Consider the following 20,933-nt stretch of genomic DNA (forward strand, 5'->3'; position numbering starts at 1 on the left):
TCGACCGGTGACCAGTTCAGCGCCAGAGACCCCAGACAACCCAGCCGACCGTTTGCCCAAGAGCTGGGACCCCAGCGAGGTAGAGGCCGAGCTGTACCGGGGTTGGGTGGATGCCGGTTATTTCGAGGCCGATGCCACCAGCGACAAGCCGCCGTACTCCATCGTGCTGCCGCCGCCCAACGTCACGGGCAGCCTGCACATGGGCCACGCCCTCGACCACACGTTGATGGACGCGCTGAGTCGGCGCAAGCGCATGCTCGGGTACGAGGTGCTGTGGCTCCCGGGAATGGACCACGCGGGCATCGCCACGCAGTCGGTGGTGGAGAAGCAGCTCGCCGCCGACGGAAAGACCAAGGAAGAGTTCGGTCGCGAACTGTTCATCGACAAGGTGTGGGACTGGAAGCGCGAGTCGGGCGGCACGATCGGCGGCCAGATGCGTCGTATCGGCGACGGTGTCGACTGGAGCCGTGAGCGATTCACCATGGACGACGGCCTGTCCGAGGCCGTGCAGACCATGTTCAAGCGCATGTTCGACGACGGTCTGATCTACCGCGCCGAGCGGCTGGTCAACTGGTCGCCGGTGCTGCAGACGGCCATCTCCGACATCGAGGTGAAGTTCGAGGACGTCGAGGGCGAACTCGTCTCGCTTCGATACGGGTCGCTGGACGACTCCGAACCGCACGTCATCGTGGCCACCACTCGAGTGGAGACGATGCTCGGCGACACTGCTGTGGCGGTGCACCCCGACGACGAGCGCTACCGGGCTCTGGTGGGCACCACCCTCGAGCACCCGTTCACCGGACGAAAAATACCGATCATCGCCGACGACTACGTCGATCCCGAATTCGGTACCGGCGCAGTGAAAATCACTCCGGCGCACGACCCCAACGACTTCGAGATGGGCGTTCGACACTCACTGCCGATGCCGTCGATCATGGACAAGGCCGGCCGCATCGCCGATACCGGAACGCAGTTCGACGGTATGGACCGATTCGAGGCGCGTGTCAAGGTCCGTGAGGCCCTGGCCGAGCAAGGCCGAGTGGTCGCCGAGAAGCGCCCGTACCTGCACAGCGTCGGACACTCCGAGCGCAGCGGTGAGCCGATCGAGCCGCGTCTGTCGCTGCAGTGGTGGGTCAAGGTCGACACCCTGGCCAAGGCGGCCGGTGACGCAGTTCGCAACGGCGACACCGTCATTCATCCCAAGAGTCAAGAGCCGCGCTGGTTCGCCTGGGTCGACAACATGCACGATTGGTGCATCTCGCGTCAGCTGTGGTGGGGCCACCGAATTCCGATCTGGTACGGCCCCGACGGCGAGACGGTGTGCCTGGGACCGGGGGAGACCCCACCCGAGGGGTGGGAGCAGGACCCCGACGTCCTCGACACCTGGTTCTCTTCCGGCCTGTGGCCCTTCTCGACGATGGGCTGGCCGGAGGCCACTCCCGAACTGGAGAAGTTCTACCCGACCGGCGTACTCGTCACCGGCTACGACATTCTGTTCTTCTGGGTCGCCCGGATGATGATGTTCGGCACCTACGTCGGAGCCGACGACGCCATCACCGCAGGAAAGCAGGGCCCACAGGTTCCGTTCCGAGATGTCTTCCTGCACGGACTGATTCGCGATCAGTTCGGCAAGAAGATGTCCAAGTCTCGGGGCAACGGCATCGATCCGCTCGACTGGGTCGACCGCTTCGGCGCGGATGCACTGCGGTTCACGCTGGCCCGCGGTGCCAACCCGGGTGCCGACATGTCCGTCGGCGAGGACCATGCGCAATCCTCGCGCAACTTCGCCAACAAACTGTTCAACGCCACCAAGTTCGCCCTGATGAACGGCGCAGCGCCGGCCGAGCTGCCGTCGCGCGCCGCACTCACCGACGCCGACCGTTGGATTCTCGACCGGCTCGATCAGGTTCGAGCAGAGGTGGATTCGGCTTTCGATCGCTACGAGTTCAGCAAGGCGTGCGAGGCGCTCTACCACTTCACGTGGGACGAGGTCTGCGACTGGTACCTCGAAATTGCGAAGGTGCAGTTCGCCGACGAGAGCATCGCCGAATCCACCCGTGGAGTCCTGGGCAACGTGCTCGACGCGGTGCTGCGCCTGCTGCACCCGGTCGTCCCGTTCGTGACCGAGACCCTGTGGAAGGTGCTGACCGGGGGAGAGTCCCTGGTGGTCGCCACGTGGCCGACCCCTGCCGCCGATCCGGTCGATCCTGTTGCCGCGCAACGCATCGAGGACATGCAGCGCCTCATCACCGAAATTCGTCGGTTCCGCAGCGATCAGGGGCTCAAGCCCTCGCAGAAGGTCGCCGCTCGCATCGTCGGAGTGGGTGACGCCGACCTGGAGGGCCAGATCTCGGCAGTGACCTCGCTGGCCCGGTTGACCGAGCCGGGTGCGGACTTCGCGGCGACGGCATCGGTGGAGGTGCGTACGAGCAAGGCCACCGTCGTCGTCGAGCTCGACACCTCGGGCACAGTCGATCTGGTCGCCGAACGCGCGCGACTGGTGAAGGATCTCGCAGCTGCGGAGAAGGAGTTGGCACAGACGACCGGCAAACTGGGCAACGAGGCATTTCTGGCCAAGGCCCCGGACGCGGTGGTGGACAAGATCAGAACTCGTCAGACGATCGCTCGCGAAGAGATCGCGCGCATCGGCGCGCGCCTCGAATCGATGGGAAGCTAAGTGACCGAGCCGGACGACGCCCTGCCGTCACCACCACCGACCCCGGTCGACCTGGCCGAGCTCGCACTCGTCGAGGCCGAGCTCGACAAGCGTTGGCCCGAAACGAAGATCGAGCCGTCTACCGCCCGAATCTCGGCGCTGATGGACCTGCTCGGTTCTCCGCAGAAGGCGTATCCGTCGATCCACGTGGCCGGAACCAACGGCAAGACGTCCGTCACCCGCATGATCGATGCGTTGCTGACCGCTTTCCATCGGCGTACCGGCCGCACCACCAGCCCGCATCTGCAGATGGCCACCGAGCGGATCAGTATCGACGGCCGTCCGGTGTCCCCGCGCACCTACGTGGACACCTACAACGAGATCGCACCGTTCGTCGAGATGATCGATGCACAGTCCGAGGCCGCCGGCGGACCGCGGATGAGCAAGTTCGAGGTCGTCACCGCCATGGCGTTCGCGGCCTTCGCCGAGGCACCGGTCGAGGTCGCCGTCATCGAAACCGGGCTGGGCGGCCGCTGGGACGCCACCAACGTGGTCGACGGTGAGATCGCCGTCATCACCCCGATCGGTCTCGACCACGTCGAATTCCTCGGGGACGATCTGTCCACGATCGCGGGGGAGAAGGCCGGCATCATCAAGAAGGCACCGGAACTACTCGTGCCACGGGACACGGTGGCCATCCTCGCCAAGCAGGAACCCGAGGTGTCCGAGGTCCTGCTTCGTGCGGCGGTGCAGGCAGACGCTGCCGTGGCACGGGCCGGATCGGAGTTCACCGTTCTCGGTCGGCAGATAGCCGTGGGCGGACAACAGCTGGAGTTGCAGGGGCTGGGCGGTGTCTACACCGACATCTTCCTGCCGTTGCACGGAGAGCACCAGGCGCACAACGCCTCTCTCGCTCTCGCAGCAGTCGAGGCATTCTTCGGGGCGGGCCCGGACCGTCAACTCGACCAGGACACCGTGCGCGAAGCCTTTGCGACCGTGGTCAATCCCGGTCGTCTCGAGCGAGTACGCAACGCGCCCACGGTGTTTCTCGATGCCGCGCACAACCCGCACGGGGCCGCTGCACTGGCGGCCGCCCTGACCGACGAATTCGACTTCCGCAAACTCGTCGGAGTCGTCAGTGTCATGGCGGACAAGGACGTCGGCGCGATCCTCGAAGCATTGGAACCGGTGTTCGACGACATCGTCGTCACCCACAACGGGTCCGGTCGAGCGATGGATGTCGACGCGTTGGCCGACATAGCCGTGGCCAAGTTCGGCGACGAGCGGGTCGTGGTGGCGTCGACGCTGCCCGATGCGCTCGAAACGGCGATCGGGTTGGCCGAAGAAGTGGCCGAGCCCGGCGAAGCCGTGTCCGGTGCCGGGGTCGTCGTCACCGGCTCGGTGGTGACCGTGGGTGCAGCGCGCACGTTGTTCGGAAAGGATCCCGCGTGAGCGAAGCAGAGTTTCGACCACCGACAAACGACCCGTGGAAGGGATTTCGCGGTGTGTCGGCGGGCACACTGGTACTGGAAGCGATCGTGACTCTGCTCGCTCTTCCGGTCGTGGCGACTCTCGGCGGCGGCGCAACGTGGTTCTCGACCACCTATATCGTGGCGCTCGCCGTGGTGATGATTCTGGCCGCGGGGAAACAGGGCGAACCCTGGGCGATGAAGCTCAACCTCGCGTTGCAGTTCTTCGTGATGGCCGGGGCCGTGTTCCATCTGTCCATCGGTGCCGTGGGTCTGATCTTCCTTGCCGTGTGGCTGTATCTGCTCTATCTGCGCCGGGACATCACCGAACGCATTCGACGCGGCATGCTGCCCGGGCAACGCGACTGACACCGGACCGGTCGGTTGGGGCCATGCGCCGCGCGACCGGGTGCCGGTGTCCATTACTGTCGTCGACGTGACCGATCGCACCCTAGTACTGATCAAGCCAGACGGAGTTGCCCGGCGTTACGTAGGAGAGATCCTCGGCCGCGTGGAGAAGAAGGGTCTGAGCATCGTCGCCCTCGAGCTCAAGACCGTCTCTCGCGACGTGGCCTCGGCTCACTACGCGGAGCACGAGAGCAAGCCGTTCTTCCCCGACCTTCTCGAGTTCATCACCTCCGGGCCCGTGGTGGCCGCGGTTCTCGAAGGCCCCCGTGCCATCGAAGCCTTCCGTCAGATCGCCGGCGGCACGGATCCGGTTGCCAAAGCAGTTCCCGGCACCATCCGAGGTGACCTGGCCCTCGACGGTCAGCAGAACCTGGTACACGGATCCGATTCGGTGGAATCCGCAGAGCGCGAGATCGCCCTGTGGTTCCCCGACCTGACCGCCTCCTAGAAGCCCGTCGCAGAGCACTTCCGCAGTCACGCCGCACCCGCTCGAAGTCCGATCGGTGCGGCGTGGCTCGTACGGATCATCGCGTGTGGGATACTCGACGGAGATCGACCCCACAGCACTTGTACGTTCACACGCTCCACCTCTGTTCAGCTCCACCGAAGTTCGCTAGAGAAAAAGTGCTCGTGGGATCGATCGGATGACTGTCGTCGACCCGCTGCCCGTCATCGCAGAGTCGCGAACGAGAGACAGGCTCGTTCGCGTTCATGCTTGATGATCAGGCGCTCGGATCGCCGAGACACCACCATCCAGCCAGGCACTGCACACGCCGTCGTCGGCCACCGAGATTCACGAGGTGGCTCACACGATTTGTGGAGAGCGAGACCGAACAGCTGACGTCCAACCCGACGTGAGTACACAAGGATTGCCCTCGCGTGGCCGCGTCACACCCGATTTCGGATGAACGCGCCCGGGGGCCCGAGGAGACTACGTGGCCGATCAAAGCCCGCCCGAAGATGTACAGAGCACGAACGCAGGAAATCCGGAGGACACCGACGCGGTGTCGTCCGCGAAATCCGACGCGGTTTCCGTGCAACCCGACACCATCGAATTGCCGACCAGGCTGCGTGTGCATGCACTGGCGAAGATTCTGGGTGTGACCAGCAAGCAGTTGCTCGTCACTCTCGGTGAGCTCGGCATCGAAGCCCGCAGCGCGCAGTCGAGTCTGAGCCGAGACGTTGCCGAGTCGGTGCGCGATTCGGTGAACGGGCCGACCGCACCCGCCCCCGATGCCTCCGCAGCGGAGTCGCCGGCACCGGATGCGTCGACAGACCAGCAGCCCGAGCCCGCATCGGTCGAGGTCCCGGCCGAGACGGCTCCCTCGGTAGAGGTCCCCGCTGCCGAGGCAACGCTGTTCACCAGCGCGCCCACGGCCGAGCCCGAGGCGGCCCAACCCACGGCCACGACCTTCGCGACGCCGGTGTTCTTGCAGCCGGCAGCGGCAGAGCCCGCAGCAGAATCGGCGGATGCGCCGTCCGAGGCCCCCGCACGGCGTCGACGTAGCCGCAAGGCCGCACCCAAGGACGAGGCACCGTCCGACAACAACGCTGCGTCCGACAAGGCCACGGACGAGCCCGCCACCGGCGAGTCGCCCGTCGCGGAGAACGTCTCGACGGTCACCTCCGACACCGCCGCGCAGGACACCGCTGTGTCCGGTGCTCCCGTGTCCGAGTCCGGTGCATCGGATGCGTCGTCCGACGAGTCCGGGGCTTCCTCGGCAGCGGACGGCTCGGGAGACGACGACGACCAGTCTCAGCCCCGTCGCCGTCGCCGCGGTCGCCGCGGTCGTGGGCGTGGACGCGGAGAGCAGTCGTCCGACGACAACTCGTCCGACGACAACTCGACCGACGAGGATTCGGACGACACCGACTCCGAGACGGACAGCAGCACGTCCGCCTCTTCGGCAGACGGCGAGTCCACCGGAGCGGACGAGTCCGACGATTCCGATGCCGACGAGACCTCCGGCGACGACCAGCCCTCGAGTTCGGGACGGCGTTCGCGTCGCTCGCGGTCACGCGGCCGCGGGTCCGATCGGCAGAACGCCACGACCGACGCCACCACCGACGGGTCGGACAAGCAGGGCGAGGACAGTGACGACGAGTCCGAGTCCGGCGCTCAGGACAACTTCGGCGACTCCGACAACGGTGATTCCGACAACGGTGATTCGGACGGAGACGGCTCGAGCCGTCGTCGTCGGCGCCGCCGCCGTCGTAAGACCGGAGCCGAGGCCGCGGCGGAAGCAGCTGCCTCGTCCGAGGACGACCCGCCCAACACCGTCGTGCACGAACGCGAGCCGCGCAACAAGAGCCGCGCACCGCGCGACGAGGTGCAGGGCATCTCCGGTTCGACTCGGCTCGAGGCCAAGCGGCAGCGTCGCCGTGACGGCCGCGATGCCGGGCGACGTCGGCCGCCGATTCTGACCGAATCGGAATTCCTGGCGCGCCGCGAGTCGGTGGACCGCGTGATGGTCGTTCGCGAGAAGGCCACCCCGGACCATCCGTTGACCACGCAGGTTGCCGTGCTCGAAGACGGCGTTCTGGTGGAGCACTTCGTGACCAGTAGCGCCACCGCGTCGATGGTCGGCAACGTCTATCTCGGCCGCGTGCAGAACGTGCTGCCCAGTATGGAAGCAGCGTTCATCGACATCGGCCGTGGTCGTAACGGTGTGCTGTACGCAGGCGAGGTCAATTGGGACGCTGCCGGTCTCGGCGGAAGTGCGCGCAAGATCGAGCAGGCCCTCAAGCCGGGCGATCAGGTTCTGGTGCAGGTCAGCAAGGACCCGGTGGGCCACAAGGGCGCTCGCTTGACGACTCAGCTGTCGTTGGCCGGACGCTTCCTCGTCTACGTTCCCGGTGGCAGTTCCACCGGCATCAGCCGCAAGCTGCCCGACACCGAGCGCAAGCGACTCAAGGAGATTCTGCGCGACATCGTTCCCCCCGAGGCCGGCGTCATCATCAGGACCGCGGCCGAGGGGGTCAGCGAGGAAGAACTAGCGCGTGACGTGACGCGGCTGCAGGCCCAGTGGGCCAGCATCGAAGAGCGGTCCGCGAACGCCGAAACAGGCAAGGGCGTGCAGCCGCAGACGTTGTACGAAGAGCCCGACATGCTGGTGAAGGTCATTCGCGACCTCTTCAACGAGGACTTCTCGAAGCTCGTCATCGAGGGTGACAAGGCGTGGACGACCACGTCGAACTACGTGGAGACCGTGGCTCCGGACATGATGGAGCGCTTGCAGCGCTACGAGGCCAACGGCAGCTCCGTGGACGTGTTCGCAGCTCACCGCATCGACGAACAGCTGGCCAAGGCCCTCGATCGCAAGGTGTGGTTGCCCTCGGGCGGCACGCTGGTGATCGATCGCACCGAGGCGATGACGGTCGTCGACGTCAACACCGGAAAGTTCACCGGCTCCGGCGGCAACCTGGAAGAGACCGTCACCCGCAACAACATCGAGGCGGCCGAGGAAGTCGTTCGGCAGATGCGTCTGCGCGACATCGGCGGCATGATCGTCGTCGACTTCATCGACATGGTGCTGGAATCTAACCGTGATCTGGTGCTCCGCCGCCTGACCGAGGCGTTGGGCCGTGATCGGACCCGTCATCAGGTGTCGGAGGTGACCTCGCTCGGTCTGGTGCAGATGACGCGCAAGAAGCTCGGCACGGGGTTGGTCGAGGCCTTCTCCACCACGTGCGAGCACTGCCAGGGTCGCGGAATCATCGTGCATCCGTTCCCGATCGACGCCAAGCCGGACTCCGACGGTGGACGCCCGAGCTCGTCACGTTCGGACTCGAACGGTTCGGGCAACGGCAGCAGGCGTCGACGCGGCAAGGACGCCAAGTCCGATGGAAACGATCGGTCCGACAACACCGAGCGGTCGACGCCGAACGGACAGTCGGGCACGACGGACGGGACCGACCACCCGGTGGTCGACCCGTCGATCAAGCGGGCACACCCCGTGGCCCTGGCGATGGCAGCGCATCACGACGACGTGGTGGCCGATGTCAGCCCCGCGGAGGTCTCGCAGGCATCGTCCGGCTCCGCCGGTGACAAGGACGAGTCGGTCACCGTGGTCTCGGCGGAGGACGTGGCTGTCGCGGCAGCGGCGAACGAGGACGCGGACGTCGCGCAGGCAACCGTGGACAGCGCGCAGGCTCACGAGCCGGTGCCGGCTGCAGAATCCGTCGGCGACGGCGGTTCCGCGGATACCGGGGCGACGCAGTCGTCCGACGACACCCCCGCCCAGCCGGAGCCGGTGGTGGCCACTCCACGACGGGGTCGACGGGTGGCTCGGAAGGCCGCCGCGCCGACCAGTGCTGCGCCGGATGCCGGTGTGCTGATGGTGGTTTCGGCCACGGCAGACGCCGACGATGGTGCCGACGCAGGTTCGGCCGGCGGTGACACGGTGGCCGATTCAGCGCCGCTGACAGCGGCGGCGGAGCAGCCTGTCGAGCAGGTGGACGTGCCGACCGCGCGTCCGCGCAGGAGACGGGCAGCGGCACGTCCGGCAGGCCCGCCGGTGGACATCGATGTGTAGGGGTCGAGGCGGTTTGACCCTGGCCGTCTCTCTGCCGTAACCTTGATAAGTCGCTCCCGGTGACACTGTCTTGTTGTGCCTAGCGGTCCTGCAAGTGGAAACAGTTCTCGAGTGGTTCGGATGCAGTTCGGTCCGGATCGGCCGAATGGGAGCAAGCAAACACGTTTTATCAGACCAGTCGCGGTGCCATGCGCAACGCGAGCAAGTTCGAAGAAGCAAGGGGTAGCCCTCCGATGGCAACGTACGCGATCGTCAAGACCGGCGGAAAGCAGTACAAGGTCGCTGTTGGTGACCTCGTCAAGGTCGAGAAGATCGAGGGAGCGCCCGGCACTGCTGTCTCGCTTGCTCCGGTCCTCGTCGTAGACGGATCCGACCTGACCACAGATGCAGACAAGCTGGCAAAGATCTCGGTCGCCAGTGAGATCGTCGAGCACACCAAGGGCCCGAAGATCCGCATCCACAAGTTCAAGAACAAGACCGGATACCACAAGCGTCAGGGACACAGGCAGAAGCTGACTGTCCTCAAGGTCACCGGCATCAAGTAACCAGGTCTTACCGGACCCGAGTTCTTTTCAGCTGATTCACCCCGAGGAGGGTATGCAACATGGCACATAAGAAGGGTGCATCAAGCTCCCGTAACGGTCGCGACTCGAACGCACAGCGCCTCGGCGTCAAGCGTTTCGGCGGCCAGACCGTCGGCGCAGGCGAGATCCTGGTCCGCCAGCGCGGCACGCACTTCCACCCCGGCGTCAACGTCGGCCGTGGCGGCGACGACACCTTGTTCGCACTCGCTCCCGGCGCAGTCGAATTCGGTGCCAAGCGCGGACGCAAGACCGTGAACATCGTTCCGGTCACTGTAGAGGCCTAGTCCTTCTGCAGCTCGCGCTCACGATGACCGGCACGGCAGGCAACTGCCCGGGTCGGACGTCCACCGCGCACGTTCACAGCTCCCGATAGGGGCGGACCAGGGTCACGAGACCGGTCCGCCCCTATCGCTTTTTTCACCCCGTTTTTCTTCCAGAAAGGATCGAAGACAGCTATGTCACGATTCATCGACCGCGTGGTGCTGCACGTCAGCGCCGGCAAAGGTGGCAACGGCTGCTCTTCGGTTCACCGCGAGAAGTTCAAGCCTCTCGGCGGCCCGGACGGCGGCAACGGCGGTCAGGGTGGCGGAGTCATCTTCGTCGTCGACAGCAACGTCCACACATTGCTCGACTTCCACTTCTCCAGTCATGCGAAGGCCGGCAACGGAACTCAGGGCATGGGCGGAAACCGTGAAGGGGCCAACGGAGAGGACCTGATTCTCAAGGTCCCCGACGGCACCGTCGTGCTCGACAAGAAGGGCAACGTCCTCGCCGACATGATCGGTGAGGGAACGCGTTTCGACGCCGCTCCCGGCGGGCGCGGCGGGCTCGGCAACGCAGCACTGGCGTCCAAGGCTCGTCGAGCGCCCGGTTTCGCTCTGCTCGGCGAAGAGGGCATCGAACGCGAACTCGTCCTCGAACTCAAGTCCGTCGCCGACGTCGGCCTCGTCGGATTCCCGTCGGCCGGTAAGTCCTCGTTGGTTTCGGTTCTTTCCGCAGCGAAGCCGAAGATCGCCGACTACCCGTTCACCACACTGGTGCCCAACCTCGGTGTCGTCTCCAGTGGAGACACCACGTTCACCGTCGCCGACGTCCCCGGACTGATCCCCGGCGCGAGTCAGGGCCGCGGTCTCGGACTGGACTTTCTGCGTCACCTCGAGCGATGCGCTGTGCTCGCACACGTAGTCGATTGCGCGACACTGGATCCGGGCCGTGACCCGATCTCCGACGTCGACGCTCTCGAAGCGGAGCTGGCGGCCTACAAGCCGGCCCTGTCCGGTGATGCCAGCCTCGGTGATCTCGCCGACCGGCCCCGCATCGTCGTACTGAACAAGGCAGACATTCCCGAGGGTGCCGAGCTCGCCGAGATGGTCACCGCGGAATTCGAGTCTCGCGGCTGGCCGGTGTTCACCATCTCCGCAGTGACGCGCGCCGGTCTCAAGCCTCTGACGTTCGCGTTGGCGAAGCTCGTCGAGGATTACCGCACAGCTCACCCGGCACCGGAGCCGCGGCGTCAGGTGCTGCGTCCCGTCGCACGAAACGACGACAGCTTCAAGGTCGTCAAGGATCCGGACATCCCGGACGGCTTCATCGTGCGCGGTACCCGTCCGGAACGGTGGGTGCGCCAGACGCAGTTCACCAATGACGAGGCTGTCGGCTACCTCGCGGACCGCCTCGCGCGGCTCGGCGTGGAGGATGCACTGATCAAGGCGGGCGCTCAGCCGGGCGCGTCGGTCACCATCGGCGACGTGTCCTTCGATTGGGAACCGCAGACCCCGGCCGGTGTCGAGATCACGATGACCGGTCGCGGCACCGATGCTCGACTCGATCAGGTCGAGCGCATCGGTGCCTCCGAGCGCAAGCATGCCCGTCAGGTTCGCCGCGGGCTCGATACCGAACAGGAGTAGACGAGGTGTCGGTGCGTGAATCCGATTCGCCCGCAGAGGCTCTCACCGATACCCGTCGTACGATCGCCGACGCCAAGCGCATCGTGGTCAAGATCGGATCCTCGGCGCTCACCAGCCTCGATGCCGGTCTCGATCTGGCTCGACTGGACCTGTTGGCCGACGCCATCGAGTCGCGGATGCGTAGCGGCACCGACGTGGTCGTCGTCTCGTCGGGCGCGATCGGTGCAGGCATGGCACCACTCGGTCTCACCAGACGCCCGCGTGACCTCGCAACGAAGCAGGCTGCGGCGAGCGTAGGGCAGCTTGCTCTGGTCAACGCCTGGAGTTCGTCGTTCCACCGGTACGGCCGCACGGTCGGGCAGGTGTTGCTGACCGCCGAGGACATCGCGCGGCGAACCAATCACCGTAATGCGCAGCGCACCTTGGATCGGCTACGGTCGCTCGGCGCAGTAGCGATCGTCAACGAGAACGACACCGTGGCCACCGCCGAGATTCGGTTCGGTGACAACGATCGGTTGGCGGCACTCGTGGCACACCTCGTCGGTGCCGACGCGCTGTTCCTGCTCTCGGATGTGGATGGGCTGTACGACGGTGACCCGCGTAAGGGTTCGGCCACGTTGATCCCCGAGGTGACCAGCCCGGAGGATCTGGACGGCGTCGTCGCCGGGTCCGGGGGAGCGCTCGGTACCGGCGGTATGGCCTCCAAACTCTCTGCTGCGCGCCTGGCGGCCGACGCCGGGGTTCCGGTGCTGCTGGCCGCGGCATCCGATGCTGCTCACGCTCTGACGACGTCCGCAGTGGGCACCGCCTTCGCGGCGCGCCCGACGCGGTTGTCGGCACGAAAGTTCTGGGTGCGGCATGCGGCCGACGCGGCAGGTGAGCTACACCTCGATGCCGGCGCCGTGCGAGCAGTCGTCGAGCGGCGCAGGTCGTTGTTGTCTGCGGGGATCACGGCCGTGTCCGGTTCTTTTCACGGCGGAGACGTCGTCTCTCTCGTCGATACCGACGGTGTACTGGTGGCCCGTGGGGTCGTCGCCTACGACTCCGGGGAGTTGTCCGGAATGCTCGGGCGGTCCACGGGGGAGTTGGCCGCGGAGCTACAGCGTCCGGTGGTTCACGCGGACGATCTCGTCCGCGCCTGATCGGACGCGTCGGCCAGCGCAGTCGCTGTTTCCGAACAGCCGGTGTGCAGTGTGAGAGAGGCGAATTCGTCGCCACGGGTAAAACCCCGATTGACGATGACAACGGGCGTGCCGGTCTTGAACGCGTGTCTGACGAATCGCAGGCCCGACATCACGGTCAGCGAGGACCCCAGCACCAGCAGTGCGTCGCTGCGGTCGACGAGGTCGAAGGCCTCGGCCACGCGCGGTTTGGGGACACTCTCTCCGAAATAGACGATGTCGGGTTTGAGTATGCCGGAACAGTATTCGCAATCGACCATCCGAAAATGCGCGGTGGACGAGATGATCGCGTCGGCATCGGGTGCGATCTCGACGCCCTCGGCCGGAGCAACGGATTCGACGAAGCCCGGGTTGGCTCGATCCAAGCGTCCGGCCAACTCGAACCTCGATACCAACCGCTCGCAGTTCAGGCAGCGCACGCGGGCGTAGACACCGTGGAGATCGATGACGTTGCGGCTGCCGGCTTTGGTGTGCAGCATGTCGACGTTCTGGGTGATGATGCCGGTGACGACTCTTGCGCGTTCGAGACGGGTCAGGGCTCGGTGGCCGTCGTTGGGCACTGCCGCGTCCATGTGTCGCCAACCCACGTGATTACGCGCCCAGTAGTGCCTTCTGAACTCGGCATCACCGATGAACTGCTGAAAAGTCATCGGATTGCGCGGTGGTGACTTCGGACCCCGATAGTCCGGAATTCCGGAGTCGGTCGACATGCCGGCACCGGTGAGCACTGCAACAGTTCTTCCGTCCAGCATCGAAAGCAATTGCCGATACGTTTCCGCGGGCGCGGTCGGAGCATTCACCTCGTCCAGGATAGCGAAGAGTCGTGTCACGCATCGACCGACCACGACGACACCGGGCCCGCACCGACAATGCGTCGATACGGGCCCGGTGTTGTGAAGAGATGCGTTACGCAGGTACCTCGACGAGGGGGTACACGCCGTTTTCGTCGTGCGTCTCGTTGCCGACGACCGGCGGGTTGAACACACACAGCATGCGCATTGTCGTGCGCGGCTCCACGGTGTGACGCTCGTGCCCGTTGAGCAGGTACATCGACCCCGGTCCGAGCTCGTACGTCTGTCCGGTCTCGCGATCGGTCAGCGTTCCCTCACCCTCGATGAGCCACACCGCTTCGACGTGATTCGCGTAGTGGAAGTTGTTCACCGTTCCGGGCTGGATGGTGGTCTCGTGGAACGAGAAGCCGACCTTGTCACCGCCCAGAATGATTCTCTTGCTGCGCCAGTTGCCGTCCTCGCTCGAGATGTCGCGGTCGGTTCCGGTGATTTCTTCGGTGGTGCGAACGATCATGCGATGTCTCCTTCGATGTCGGTGTGTGCTGGGCGCGGCTAGGACAGAACCTTCGCCACTGCACTTTCGATGATGTCCAGGCCGCGGTCGAGCTCGTCGATCGTTGTGGTCAACGGGGGAAGAAGCTTGACGACCTCGTCCTTGGGGCCCGCGGTCTCGACGAGCAGACGCTCGTCGTAGCACAGCTGAGACACCTTGCCGGCCAACTCCGCGTCGTCGAACACCAAGGCTTGGACCATGCCTCGACCGCGAGTCGAGATGCCGTCGAACTTGGCGCACAACTTCATGAACCGATCCTGGATGTGCTCGCCCTTGGCGAGCGTTTCCTTCTCGAACTTGTCGTCGGACCAGTAGTGGTCGATGGCTGCCTTTGCCGTGACGAACGACGGGTTGAAGCCGCGGAAGGTGCCGTTGTGCTCACCCGGTGCCCAGACGTCCAGCTCGGGCTTGAACAGTGTCAGCGCCAGCGGCATGCCGTAGCCGCCGATGGACTTCGACAGGGTGACGATGTCCGGGGTGATGCCGGCTTCCTCGAACGAGAAGAACTGGCCGGTGCGGCCGCAGCCCATCTGCACGTCGTCGACGATCAGCAGAATTTCGCGTCGCGAGCACAGTTCGGCCAACGCGCGCAACCACTCCGGTCGTGCGACGTTGATTCCGCCCTCGCCCTGAATGGTCTCTACGATCACCGCGGCCGGTCGGTTGAATCCACTGCCCGAGTCGTCGAGAACGCGCTCGAACCACTGGAAATCCTCGGTGACGCCGCCGAAGTAGTTGTCGTACGGCATCGGGGTGGTGTGCACCAATGGAATTCCGGCGCCAGCTCGCTTCATCGAGTTGCCGGTGACCGACAACGCGCCGAGTGTCATGCCGTGGAATGCGTTGGTGAAGTTGATGATCGCTTCGCGCCCGGTGACCTTGCGAGCGAGTTTGAGCGCTGCCTCGACGGTGTTGGTGCCCGTCGGACCGGGGAACTGAACCTTGTAGTCCAAGCCGCGGGGGTCGAGGATGTTCTTCTTGAACGACTCGAGGAACTCACGCTTGGCGACGGTGGACATGTCGAGTCCGTGGGTGATGCCATCGCTGGTGATGTAGTCCACCAACGCGCTCTTGATCATGTCGTTGTTGTGGCCGTAGTTGAGTGCGCCTGCGCCACCGAAGAAATCGAGGTAGTCGTTGCCGTTCTCGTCGGTGATGACCGAGTTCTTCGCTGTGGTGAATACGGCGGGCCACTGGCGACTGTAGCTACGCACGCCGGACTCGACGGTCTCGAATACGTCGGGCTTCTCTGTTGTCACTGTGTTCTTTTCGGTCATGTTCTGCTTGTTCCTTTCGTAATTCCGCGATGCGTCCGGGCCTACGGTGTAGAGCTCTTCTGCTTCGTGGCTATCAGGGAAATCGTTGGGCGCGAACAAATCCGACTTGACGATGTCGGTACCTCGCTTGCGTGCGAGGCTGGTGAAGGTTGCGATGGACGCTTCGTTGTCCGGGCTGATCGTGGTTTCGAGGTGCGTGATGCCCTGTGGCTCGAGGCGGTCGAGCAGCTCCATGAGCATGCGACCGGCAAGTCCCTTGCCGCGCTGGTCCGCATCCACGGCGACCTGCCACACGAACAGCGTTCGAGGGGCGTCCTGGCGGATGTATCCGGTGACGAAACCGACTGCGCGGCCGTCGATATCGGATACGACGGTGGTGGCCGCGAAATCTCGGCACCACAACACGTACGAGTAGCTGGAGTTCAGGTCCAGAACTCGTGAATCTCTTGCGATCTCCCAGAGCCGGACTCCGTCGGAGATCTGTGGCTTACGAAACTTCACTGCGTCCGGCGCAGTGAGCGGGGTACCTCTCAGCAATGCAGGCTTCATAGGAAATACGACCGTAACAAGGAGGCGGGAGCATATCGAGTGCGTCGGAGAATCGACGCCCGAATCGGACATGCTTTGCCTGGTTAACCGCCGATTGTGATGGTGCTCACATATTTTAGGATCGGCTGGCGGTACCCACCTGGCGCGTTTTCAAACCCGCATTCCGAGAAGGCCCTGGTTCGGCGTTGCCGCTATGCCCTATTTGGGCGTTGCCAATGCAAAGGGGAGGATCGCATCCGCTCCCGCAGCCTGCAGCGCGGCGGTGGCACACGTGAACGTCCAACCGGTGTCGGTGAGCAGATCGACGAGCAGAATCGGCCCGTCTACGGACGATACGTCCGGAACCTCCCACGAGTCCACCAGGCCGGCAACTCGGAAGGCCGAATTCGCGGCCGATACCGGGGGATGTCCGGGTCTGACCTGCATCACTCCCAGGTTCTCCAGCTTCCCGACGGTTGCCAGGCGCTCGGCTACCGAGCGCACCAGCAGCGGGTGGGTGGGGGAGTCGAGGGCCAGCACGGCGGTCGGCCGGTCGGCCCAGTCCCAGTTGGCCAGCACCGAGATGCAGGCCTTCTCCAGCGCCTCGGTGACGGGAGCGTCGGGTGCATCCAGCAGGGCTCGCAAGCGTCCACCCCACCCGAGGTCGGTGAGGCGGCCGAGAACGCGACCCGGTCGGTGCGGGGTGCCGATCTTGCCCGAGAGCGATACACCGAGCTTTTTCATCCCACTGGGCCACTGCTTTCGGGGCTGGAGATCGAGTCCGGGGCGATCGAGCCGGGCCCTCGCAGAGTCGACCGACGTGGCATCGACCGCGGACGAGAGATGCTCGCCCGTGCAGTTGTCGCATCGGCCGCAACGGTCGGACTCGGCGCCGGGTGCGCCGAGATCGGGGTCGTCGAGCTGCCGACGAAGAAATTCCATCCGGCACCCATCGGTGCTCTGGTAGTCGAGCATCGCCTGCTGCTCACGGTCCCTGGCTTGCTCGAGGCGTTCGTAGCGGCTCGCCTCGTACGTCCACGACTCACCGGTGGCCATCCAACCGCCACGGACGCGTCTGACGGCCCCGTCGACGTCCAGGACCTTGAGCACCATCTCCAGCCTGCTGCGATTGAGCTCGACCAGTGGCTCGAGAGCTTGGGTCGACTGAGCCTTGTCGGTATCGAGTGCCTCGATGACCTGTCGCACGAGATGTTCCCGCGGGAATGCGACGGAGGCGAAATAGCTCCAGATCTGCCGGTCCTCGTGGCCGGGGAGTAGTACGACGTCGGCGCGTTCGGTGGCGCGGCCGGCGCGACCGACCTGCTGGTAGTAGGAGATCGGCGAGGACGGTGCCCCCATGTGCACGACGAAGCCGAGGTCGGGTTTGTCGAACCCCATGCCGAGTGCGGAGGTCGCGACGAGCGCCTTGACCCGGTTTGCGAGTAGGTCGGCTTCGAGTGATTCGCGTTCGGTGGGGTCGGTCTGACCGGTGTACGACGCCACGACGTGGCCCTGGTCGGTGAGCAGCGCGGCGAGATCCTTGGCGGCCGAGACCGTCAGCGTGTAGATGATTCCGGAGCCCGGCAGGGTCTTCAGGTGATCGCCGAGCCACGCTGCGCGCTCGGTGGCGTTCTCGATCCGCACCACCGACATCCGTAGTGAGTCTCGTGCGAGTCCGCCGCGTAGGACCAGGGTGTCTCCGCCGCCGACCCCGAGTTGGGCGGCGACGTCGTCGACCACCCGGTCGTTCGCGGTCGCGGTGGTGGCCAGCACGGGTATGCCGTCGCGCAGTTCGGCGATGAGGGTTCGGATCCGCCGGTAATCGGGCCGGAAATCATGTCCCCAATCGGAGACACAGTGGGCCTCGTCGACCACGACCAGGCCGGCGTCACCGGCCAACGACGGCAGCACCTGGTCGCGGAAGTCGGGATTGTTCAGGCGCTCGGGGCTGACCAACAGCACGTCGAGCTCGCCCGAGTTCACCTGTTGATGGATCTCGTCCCACTCGGTCATGTTGCCCGAGTTGATGGTCGCCGCCCGCACCCCGGCGCGCTGCGCAGAGGCGACCTGGTTTCGCATCAACGCCAGCAGCGGCGACACGATGACCGTCGGTCCCAGACCCTGGGCGCGCAGTAGTTTCGCGGCGATGAAGTAGACAGCCGACTTACCCCAACCTGTCCGCTGGACCACCAGCGCTCGCCGACGGTGCACGACCAGCGCCTCTATTGCCGTCCACTGGTCCTCGCGCAACACCGCATCGGGGCCGGCGAGCTCACGCAGCAGCCTTTCGGCGTCTTCGCGCAAGTTGCCTACGGTCGCGTGCGTCGCTGTCGTCATACTGTTCATCGTGCAGCATCGGTACGACAGAGAGCAGAGCCGGCGGTGAGCGACCCGGCATCGCATCGCAATCTCGCGGTCTTGGCAACGGTATTCGTCGGCGGCGCGGCAGGTACTGCTGCTCGTTACGCGATCGAGGAACGTCTCCCGCACACGACGTCGCAGTGGCCTCTCGCCACGTTCGGAATCAACATCGTCGGTGCATTCGTGCTGGGGTTGCTGCTCGAGTCGCTGCTGCGCAGTGGTCCCGATACGGGTGCGCGGCGTCGGCTCCGGTTGCTCGGCGGTTCGGGGTTCTGCGGCGCGTTCACCACGTACAGCACCTTCGCCCTCGAAACGGTCGAGGGTGTCCGGGGTGGGTTCACCGGACTGGCGTCGGCATACGCCGTCGTCAGTGTGGTGCTGGGAGTTGTGGCGGCCGGAGCCGGAATCATGTTCGCCAACAGAGTGATCCGATGATCGCGGCCCTGGTGATCCTGGCCGGCGCGCTCGGGTCGGTCGCGCGATTCTTCGTCGATGCGGAGGTGAAGTCACGGCTGAGCTCGCGCACGAGCTTCCCGTGGGCAACCGTCGGCATCAACATCTCGGGCTCGTTCCTGCTCGGGTTGCTGGCCGGCTGGGTGATGCTGCGCGCCGGCTCCACCGATGCGCAGGCAGTTCTCGGAACCGGGTTCTGTGGGGGCTACACCACCTTCAGTACCTCGACCGTGGACACCGTGCGGTTACTGCAGCAGGGCCGTCGGGCCGACGCCGCCGTCAACGCGATCGGCACACTGGTGGCGTCCGTACTCGCGTGCGGTGGCGGTCTGGCGCTCGCCTCGGCTCTGTAGTCGAGGCGGGCGCCACACTTCAGGCTTGGCTGACGCGCACCATGTTTCCGGCCGGATCACGGAACGCGGCATCGCGGGCACCCCAGGGCTGACTCGTCGGCTCCTGCAGTATCTCGCCCGTACCCGCCGCGCGGATCCGCTCGAACGCGGCGTCGAGGTCGTCGGCGCGGAACAGTAGTCCCGGCAACTCGCCCTTGGCCAGCAGCGCGGCGAGCTGATCGCCCAGTTCCCGAGAACGGCCCGCGTGCGGCTGCGACAACACGACCTCGATCTCGGGTTGTTCGCTGGTGGACAGCGTGATCCAGCGGTAGCCGTCGTTGGCCACCTCGCTCTTGACCTCGAGTCCGAGAGCGTCCCGGTAGAACGCTACCGAGGCATCGGGGTCGTCGGTGTAGACGTGAACGTGGCTCAGTGAAAGTGTCATGGATGAAGGCTAGGACGCCCCGGCCGCAGATGCTTCTTCGATTCTGCTCGGCTCGGTCACCGCCGCCGTCGGGGATGTGGGCCCTCGCATCGGGCGTCCGAGAACCATCGCGGTGCAGCTGGGTACGGCGTGGCTGCCACGATGATCGCGGGCGCGGTAGGCGCTCGGTGTCTCGCCCACGATCTCGGTGAATCTCGAGCTGAACGACCCGAGACTGGTACAGCCGACGGCGAAGCACGCCTCGGTGACCGTGACGTCTCCGCGTCGCAGCAGCGCTTTGGCGCGCTCGATCCGTCGTGTCATCAGATGCGCGTACGGCGTCTCGCCGTAGGCCTCCCGAAACCGGCGACTGAAATGTGCAGTGGACATCAGCGCGGTTCTGGCGAGTGACGGGACGTCGAGCGGTTTCGCGAAATCGCGATCCATTCGATCGCGTGCGCGGCGCAGCAGGCGGAGCTCGGTCGGGTCGTACGCACTCATCGCGCGTCCGCACCGCGGAGGGATTCGATCTGGGCCCTCGTTCCCGAGGACGCGCTCGCGCCGGCTCCCGTCGCAGCGAAAGCACCTGCGGCGACGGCCCATTGGATGGCAGCGCGGGGTCCGCTCGACCAGGATGCCGCGAGTGCTCCGGCGAATGCGTCACCCGCTCCGGTGGTGTCGACCGCCTCGACCTTCGGCGCGGGTACCTCGAACGATTCCGAGCCGCGATATCTCGCGCCTCGTGCGCCCAGCGTGGTGACCACATGTTCTATGTTCTTCACTCGACTCCCGATGCGCGCTTCCTCGGCCTCGTTGACCACCAGGACGTCGGTGGCCGCAACGAGAGCGTCGGGCAGATCCTGGACGGGGGACGGGTTGAGCATCGTCACGACGGCGCGGGAGTGTGCGTACTCGAACGCGGCGAGTACGGTCTCGAGGGGAATCTCCAACTGACACAGCAGGATATCGGCCTCGTCGATGATTGCCAGGTCGTCGTCGGTGAGCTCGTGTACACCGCCGTTGGCTCCGGCCACGACCACGATGCTGTTCTCGGCTCGGTCGTCGACGGTGATGGCGGCGATACCGGACGCTCCTGCTGCGGTTCGCAGAGCATGGTCGTCGACGCCTGCGCTGGTGAGGGTGTGCCGCAGTGTCGGCCCGAATTCGTCGTCCCCGACCGCCCCGACGAAGCTCACGCGAGCTCCCGACTTCGACGCCGCGATCGCCTGGTTGGCACCTTTGCCGCCGGGTGCGGTGTCGAACGAGGTCCCCAACACGGTTTCGCCCGGTTCGGGCAGGGCGGGGGTCCGAGTGATCAGGTCCATGTTGATGCTGCCCAGTACGACGATGCGCGGGCTGCTCGAGCGGGGGTTCGATGCGGACACGACCGAACCCTATCGCTCTCGGCTCGACCGAACGGGTCGATCCCGCCCGGAATTCACAATTGCAGATTGTTGACAATCCGGAATCGGTG

General features: G+C 65.4%; 18 protein-coding genes and 1 pseudogene. 11 read left to right on the top strand and 8 right to left on the bottom strand.

The genetic code is table 11. The features are described from left to right. The first annotated feature begins 7 nt into the window (after positions 1-7). The 9 genes from CH278_RS01730 (at position 8) to proB (ending at position 12,701) form a co-directional block, all read left to right on the top strand. On the top strand, positions 8-2,677 hold the full coding sequence (locus CH278_RS01730; protein WP_032374441.1) for a valine--tRNA ligase: 2,670 nt from the start codon (positions 8-10) through the stop codon (positions 2,675-2,677). Beyond that, entirely contained in the window at positions 2,678-4,108 is a 1,431-nt protein-coding gene (gene folC, locus CH278_RS01735; RefSeq protein WP_052053192.1) for a bifunctional tetrahydrofolate synthase/dihydrofolate synthase, read from the top strand. Then, the gene (locus CH278_RS01740; protein WP_032374440.1) at positions 4,105-4,494 is read left to right on the top strand and encodes a DUF4233 domain-containing protein; all 390 of its coding nucleotides are present in this window, start codon (positions 4,105-4,107) and stop codon (positions 4,492-4,494) included. The genes folC and CH278_RS01740 overlap by 4 nt, the downstream gene beginning before the upstream one ends. 67 nt (positions 4,495-4,561) lie before the next feature. After that, entirely contained in the window at positions 4,562-4,981 is a 420-nt protein-coding gene (gene ndk / locus CH278_RS01745; RefSeq protein WP_027497557.1) for a nucleoside-diphosphate kinase, read from the top strand. Between the two features lie 487 nt (positions 4,982-5,468). Next, positions 5,469-9,068, top strand: coding sequence for a translation initiation factor IF-2 N-terminal domain-containing protein (locus CH278_RS01750; protein WP_094621035.1), 3,600 nt, complete (start codon positions 5,469-5,471; stop codon positions 9,066-9,068). A 233-nt stretch (positions 9,069-9,301) separates the two neighbouring features. Next, positions 9,302-9,613 carry a 50S ribosomal protein L21 gene (gene rplU, locus CH278_RS01755; protein ID WP_027497555.1) on the top strand — a complete coding sequence of 104 codons (312 nt, stop codon included), beginning with the start codon at positions 9,302-9,304 and terminating at the stop codon, positions 9,611-9,613. Positions 9,614-9,672: 59 nt separating this feature from the next. Beyond that, positions 9,673-9,936, top strand: coding sequence for a 50S ribosomal protein L27 (gene rpmA, locus CH278_RS01760; protein ID WP_027497554.1), 264 nt, complete (start codon positions 9,673-9,675; stop codon positions 9,934-9,936). A 171-nt stretch (positions 9,937-10,107) separates the two neighbouring features. Continuing rightward, positions 10,108-11,559 (top strand): GTPase ObgE, encoded by a 1,452-nt coding sequence (gene obgE / locus CH278_RS01765; RefSeq protein ID WP_032368196.1) that lies wholly within the window; start codon positions 10,108-10,110, stop codon positions 11,557-11,559. Positions 11,560-11,621: 62 nt separating this feature from the next. Continuing rightward, complete coding sequence (proB, locus tag CH278_RS01770; protein WP_370878787.1) at positions 11,622-12,701, top strand: glutamate 5-kinase; 1,080 nt, start codon at positions 11,622-11,624, stop codon at positions 12,699-12,701. On the opposite strand, the gene CH278_RS01775 is transcribed toward proB, so the two are convergent. From CH278_RS01775 to CH278_RS01790, 5 genes and pseudogenes are all read right to left on the bottom strand, one after another. Further along, on the bottom strand, positions 12,674-13,492 hold the full coding sequence (locus CH278_RS01775) for a Sir2 family NAD-dependent protein deacetylase (protein ID WP_094621200.1): 819 nt from the start codon (positions 13,490-13,492) through the stop codon (positions 12,674-12,676). The two genes, proB and CH278_RS01775, sit on opposite strands and share 28 nt — an antisense overlap. 154 nt (positions 13,493-13,646) lie before the next feature. After that, entirely contained in the window at positions 13,647-14,045 is a 399-nt protein-coding gene (locus tag CH278_RS01780; RefSeq protein WP_027497550.1) for an ectoine synthase, read from the bottom strand. Between the two features lie 38 nt (positions 14,046-14,083). Next, entirely contained in the window at positions 14,084-15,361 is a 1,278-nt protein-coding gene (ectB, locus tag CH278_RS01785) for a diaminobutyrate--2-oxoglutarate transaminase (protein ID WP_045841368.1), read from the bottom strand. 48 nt (positions 15,362-15,409) lie between these two features. Then, positions 15,410-15,982, bottom strand: a pseudogene (gene ectA, locus CH278_RS27850) (diaminobutyrate acetyltransferase); the annotation flags it as partial. Between the two features lie 126 nt (positions 15,983-16,108). Beyond that, a complete protein-coding gene (locus tag CH278_RS01790; protein ID WP_094621036.1) occupies positions 16,109-18,226 on the bottom strand; it encodes a RecQ family ATP-dependent DNA helicase in 2,118 nt (705 codons plus the stop codon). A gap of 45 nt (positions 18,227-18,271) precedes the next feature. Between CH278_RS01790 and CH278_RS01795 the strand changes: the two genes are divergently transcribed. Continuing rightward, positions 18,272-18,685, top strand: coding sequence for a CrcB family protein (locus tag CH278_RS01795; RefSeq protein ID WP_094621037.1), 414 nt, complete (start codon positions 18,272-18,274; stop codon positions 18,683-18,685). Beyond that, on the top strand, positions 18,682-19,056 hold the full coding sequence (crcB, locus tag CH278_RS01800; protein WP_094621038.1) for a fluoride efflux transporter CrcB: 375 nt from the start codon (positions 18,682-18,684) through the stop codon (positions 19,054-19,056). Before CH278_RS01795 ends, crcB begins: the two co-directional genes overlap by 4 nt. 19 nt (positions 19,057-19,075) lie before the next feature. Here the strand turns inward: crcB and CH278_RS01805 are convergent, their stop codons facing one another. From CH278_RS01805 to CH278_RS01815, 3 genes are read right to left on the bottom strand one after another with little or no spacing between them, the layout of a single operon-like run. Beyond that, entirely contained in the window at positions 19,076-19,480 is a 405-nt protein-coding gene (locus tag CH278_RS01805; RefSeq protein WP_027497546.1) for a VOC family protein, read from the bottom strand. A 9-nt stretch (positions 19,481-19,489) separates the two neighbouring features. After that, positions 19,490-19,960 carry a helix-turn-helix transcriptional regulator gene (locus tag CH278_RS01810; protein WP_032368193.1) on the bottom strand — a complete coding sequence of 157 codons (471 nt, stop codon included), beginning with the start codon at positions 19,958-19,960 and terminating at the stop codon, positions 19,490-19,492. Next, positions 19,957-20,844 carry a ribokinase gene (locus CH278_RS01815; protein ID WP_072692169.1) on the bottom strand — a complete coding sequence of 296 codons (888 nt, stop codon included), beginning with the start codon at positions 20,842-20,844 and terminating at the stop codon, positions 19,957-19,959. Before CH278_RS01815 ends, CH278_RS01810 begins: the two co-directional genes overlap by 4 nt. Positions 20,845-20,933: the final 89 nt, after the last annotated feature.

The organism is Rhodococcus sp. 05-2254-5 (assembly GCF_002258575.1).
Taxonomy (GTDB): Bacteria; Actinomycetota; Actinomycetes; order Mycobacteriales; family Mycobacteriaceae; genus Rhodococcoides; species Rhodococcoides fascians.